General features: G+C 67.3%; 5 protein-coding genes. 1 reads left to right on the top strand and 4 read right to left on the bottom strand.

Annotated elements, in window-relative coordinates; translation table 11 throughout:
• The 3 genes from ROZ37_RS21960 to urtA form a co-directional block, all read right to left on the bottom strand.
• Window positions 1-708 (bottom strand): ABC transporter permease subunit (locus ROZ37_RS21960; RefSeq protein WP_409449989.1); only part of this gene is annotated, 708 nt, incomplete at its 3' end.
• A complete protein-coding gene (urtB, locus tag ROZ37_RS21955; RefSeq protein ID WP_312662856.1) occupies window positions 705-1607 on the bottom strand; it encodes an urea ABC transporter permease subunit UrtB in 903 nt (300 codons plus the stop codon). The genes ROZ37_RS21960 and urtB, both read right to left, overlap by 4 nt.
• Window positions 1608-1683: 76 nt before the next feature.
• Window positions 1684-2874, bottom strand: a complete 1191-nt coding sequence (gene urtA, locus ROZ37_RS21950) for an urea ABC transporter substrate-binding protein (protein ID WP_312662854.1) — start codon at window positions 2872-2874, stop codon at window positions 1684-1686.
• Between the two features lie 511 nt (window positions 2875-3385).
• Here urtA and ROZ37_RS21945 point away from each other — a divergent pair.
• Window positions 3386-4192, top strand: a complete 807-nt coding sequence (locus tag ROZ37_RS21945; RefSeq protein ID WP_312662852.1) for an MOSC domain-containing protein — start codon at window positions 3386-3388, stop codon at window positions 4190-4192.
• A gap of 57 nt (window positions 4193-4249) precedes the next feature.
• On the opposite strand, the gene ROZ37_RS21940 is transcribed toward ROZ37_RS21945, so the two are convergent.
• Window positions 4250-4529: DNA polymerase (locus ROZ37_RS21940; RefSeq protein ID WP_312662850.1), on the bottom strand; the 280-nt coding region annotated here is incomplete at its 5' end.

The following is a 4529-nucleotide window of genomic DNA, read 5'->3' as shown; positions in this document are numbered from 1 at the left end:
CGCGGTGTCGTAGCCGCTGAAGCGCACGCGGTCCTCGCGGTCGCGGATCGCGATCAGCACCTTGCCGAGCCGGCTGTGGATCACGAACACCGCCGCCGCCATCACGACGAGCAGCAGCGCGACCTCGATCAGGTAGAGGACACCCTTGGCGTCGTCGCCGAGGATGTCCATCCCGAGCAGCGTGCTGAAGTCGGTGATGCCGTTCGCACCTCCCGTGTCGCCCTGCTGGCCGACGATCAGCACGGTCATCGTCAGCGCCAGCGCCAGCGTCACGATGGCGAAATACACGCCGCTCACCCGCTTGCGAAAGATCGCGTAGGCGAACGGGAACGACACGAGCACCGGCAGGATCAGGATGAGCGCGACGGTGAGGGGGAAGCTCTTGAACGGCAGCCACCAGCCCGGCAACTGCTCGACGCTGCTCCAGACCATGAAGTCGGGAAGCTCGGGCGCCGAGGCTTCGAGCTTCAGGAACATGGCCATCATGTAGCCGCCGAGCCCGAAGAAGATTCCCTGGCCGAGGCTCAGGATTCCGCCGTAGCCCCATGCCAGGACGATGCCGACCGCGACGAAGGCGAACGACAGGTACTTGCCCATCAGGTTCAGGCGAAACGGATCGAGCGCCAGCGGGAAGACGACGAGCAGCAGCACGCCCATCGCCGCCAGGCCCGAGAGCGCGCGCAGGTTGCGCGAGGCGGCGGCGCTCACGTCCTCACCTTCGCGGCGAACAGCCCGTTCGGGCGCAGGTACAGGACGAGGATCACGAGCAGCAGGATCGAGACCTTCGCCATCGAGCCGCTCATCAGGTATTCGAGCGTCGTCTGCGACTGCGCGATGCCGAAGGCGGAAAGGCCGGTGCCGAGCAGGCTCGCGACGCCGCCGAAGACGACGACGATGAACGAATCGACGATGTACAACTGGCCGGTGCCGGGATTCGTCGAGCCGATCATCGTGAACACGCTGCCGGCGATCCCGGCCAGGCCCGAGCCGAGCGCGAAGGTGACGGCGTCGACGCGGTTGGTGTTGATCCCCGCGGCGCCGCTCATCGCGCGGTTCTGCATCACGGCGCGCACCGACAGGCCCCAGCGCGTCCGGTACAACGCGAAGTACACCGCGGCGCAGACGAGCACGGTCAGCCCGACGATGAACAGCCGGTTCAGCGGCAGCTCGATGCCCTCGCTCATCTGCCACGCGCCGCTCAGCCACGACGCAAGCGGGACGCTGACTTCCTGCGCGCCGAAGATCGAGCGGTAGGTCTGCTGCAGCACGAGGCTCAGGCCCCAGGTGGCGAGCAGCGTGTCGAGCGGCCGGTTGTAGAACCAGCGGATGAAGCCGCGTTCGAGAAGGTAGCCGAAGGCGAAGGTCGCGAGGAACGCGAACAGCACGGCGAAGAAGATGTAGATGTCCATCATCGACGGGAACATCCGCTCGAAGGCGAGCGACGTCAGGTAGGTGACGTACGCGCCGAGCGCCATCAGTTCGCCGTGCGCCATGTTGATGACGCCCATCAGCCCGAAGACGATCGCCAGGCCGATGGACATCAGCAACAGGATCGTGAACAGGCTGATGCCGTTGAACAGCTGCAGAACCACGAGATCGAGAGACATGCCGCCCCCTCCGGGCTCGTCCGATACCGACCGTGCCGCGCAGGGCCGCCGACCGTGCGGCGGCCCTGCAGCGGCTTCAGGCGCCCAGTTTCGGGAAGGGGTTGGGCTCCATCATGTCGGACTCCCACACGATGTCGAACTGGCCGTCGGCGCGGGCGCGACCCACGCGCACCTTCTTCCACACGTGGTGGTTGGTGTCGTGCACGCGCACCTTGCCTTCGGGCGCGTCGATCTCGAGCCCGGCGGAAGCGGCGATCACCTTGTCGACGTCGAAGGAGCCGGCCTTCTCGACCGCGGCCTTCCACAGGTGCACGCTGTTGTACGCGCATTCCATCGGGTCGCCGATCACGCGGTCGTTGCCGAACTTCCTGTGGAACGCCTGGATGAAGCGCTCGTTGGCCGGGTTCTTCAGCGACTGGAAGTACCCCATGCACGCGTAGTAGCCGACGGCGTTGTCCTTGCCGATGCCGTCGATCTCGTTCTCGGACACGACGGTGGAGAGCAGCACCTGCTTCTCGCCGTCGAGCCCCGCCGCCTTCAGCTGCTTGTAGAACGCCACGTTCGATCCGCCGACCACCGTGCTGTAGATGCAGTCGGGCTTCGCGGCCTTGATCTTGGTGATGATCGACGAGAACTCGGTGTGGCCCAGCGGCGCGTACTCCTCGCCGAGCACCTTCCCGCCGAGCGACGTGATCGTCGGCTTGGCGATCTTGTTGCAGGTGCGCGGATAGATGTAGTCGGACCCGACGAGGAAGAAGCTCTTGCCCTTCTCGCGCGCCATCCACTGGATGGCGGCGATCACCGATTGCGTCGCCTCCTGCGAGGTGTAGATCACCTGCTTGTCGAGCTCCTGTCCCTCGTAGTACGTCGGGTAGTACAGCAGTCCCTTCGCCTGGTTCAGCGCCGGCAGCACGGCCTTGCGCGAGGCCGACGTGTAGCAGCCGATGATCGCCGCCACCTTGTCGCGCTGCAGCAGCTTGCGCGCCTTCTCGGCGAACACCGGGTTCTCGCTGGCGCCGTCCTCGATCACCGGAACGATCTGGTGGCCCATCACGCCGCCGGCGGCGTTGATTTCCTCGATCGCGAACTTCTCGGCGTCGACCAGCGACGCCTCCGCCAGCGCGATCGTTCCGCTGAGCGAGTGCAGCAGCCCGAGCTTCACCGTCTGCTGCCCGAATGCGGTTCGCGGCAGCACGCTGGCGGCAACAGCGGTGCCCGCCAGTGCTCCGCCCGCCTTCACGAACCCGCGCCGATCGAAATTGCCCATGTCAGTCACCTCTGCAAGTTGTCGGATCTGGAGACCGCTTCAAATGCACACCAGCGACGGCGGACCGGCACGGAAGCAGCGACGCCGGCTCGGCGGGCCGGCACGACGCGCGAGGTGCGCCGCGGCCCGGATCGATCCGGTTTTTCTTTCGCTGTCTTGCATTGCCCCTCCTCCGTTGACGCGAGACCCCGCATCCGAGCGCGGCGGCTTGCCCACCCCTCGCCGCGGCTTTGACCGTCGACGGGGGTTTCGTTCGGGCAAAAGAAAAGAGCCCACTCCGAAACGAATCGGACTGGGCTCTATTGCCTTGTCACCTGACCGGCAGCACTGGCGGTCGGTGTACTACGGATTTTGTGCGGAACTGCTCGCTGCTCGGGATGTTAGCCGCAAAATCCTTGATGTCAACACTTGTCCCTCGTCGCCGATTCTGTTTTCCGCGACCTCGTGTCGCGCGCGCGCGGCGATGTCAGAATCCGCGTGCGCCGCATCGCTTCGATGCGCGGGAGGGAACATGGCGATACACGTCGTACGGATCAACACGACGCCGGTGAAGGGCACCGCGTTGCATCAACCCGCACAGGTCACGCTCGGGCCCGTCGGAGTGCACGAGAACCGGCGCTTCCACTTCATCGACGCACGCGGAACGATGATCAACGGCAAGCGCGCCGGCGAGCTCGTGCGCCTGCGCAGCGACTACGATGCCGAAGCCGATCGCCTGTCGATCGCCTTGCCCGACGGCCGGCGCATCGAGGACCACGTTCGCGCCTCCGACGAGGCGGTGACCACCGACTTCTACGGACGCCCCGTGCACGGACACGTCGTCGACGGCCCGTGGAGCGCTGCGGTGAGCGAGTTCGCCGGCGTCGCGCTGCGGCTCGTGCGCATCGCGCCGGAGATCACCGGCACCGATGTCCACCCGGTGACGCTGATCTCGCGCGGCACGATGGAGCACGTTCGCAGCATCGCCGGCGGGCCTGCCGAGCGCTGGGAAGACCGCTTCCGGATGCTGTTCGAGCTCGACGGCCTCGAGCCCTACGAGGAGGACAGCTGGATCGATCGCAGCGTCGCGATCGGCGAAGCGACCGTGCAGGTGATCGGCCCCGTCCCGCGCTGCGTCGTCACGACACACGATCCCGCCAACGGCGTGCGCAGCTTCGACACGCTGGGTGCCCTGCGTCGAGCCCGCGGCGAGCACCGGCAGGCGCTGTCCACGCCGACCGCGCACCTGCCCGACGGGGGCAAGCTGCTGCTCGGCGTGTACGCGGTGGTCGAGAAGCCCGGCGCCGTGCAGCTGGGCAGCGCAGCCAGCGTGCGCTGAGGCGCGGCGGGACGCGCGTCCACATTGCCGCGCGCCTCGCGGCGCGCGGGGGGCGCATCAGTGCGCCTGATCCCAGTTCGCGCCGACGCCGCACGCCACCTCGAGCGGGACGGCGAGCGTGGCCACGGCGCTCATCATCCGCGGCACCTGCTCGCGCACCGCGTCGAGCTCGTCTTCGGGCGCCTCGAGCACGAGCTCGTCGTGCACCTGCAGGATGAGCCTCGAGCGCAGCGACTCGCGCTCGATCCAGCGCTGCACGGCGATCATCGCCAGCTTGATCAGGTCGGCCGCGGTGCCCTGCATCGGCGCGTTGATCGCCGCGCGCTCGGCGCCCGAG

This window comes from Aromatoleum sp. (genome assembly GCF_032027225.1).
Taxonomy (GTDB): Bacteria; Pseudomonadota; Gammaproteobacteria; order Burkholderiales; family Rhodocyclaceae; genus Aromatoleum.
Note: the sequence above shows the minus strand (reverse complement) of the source record. Positions and strands in the feature narration are given on the sequence as shown.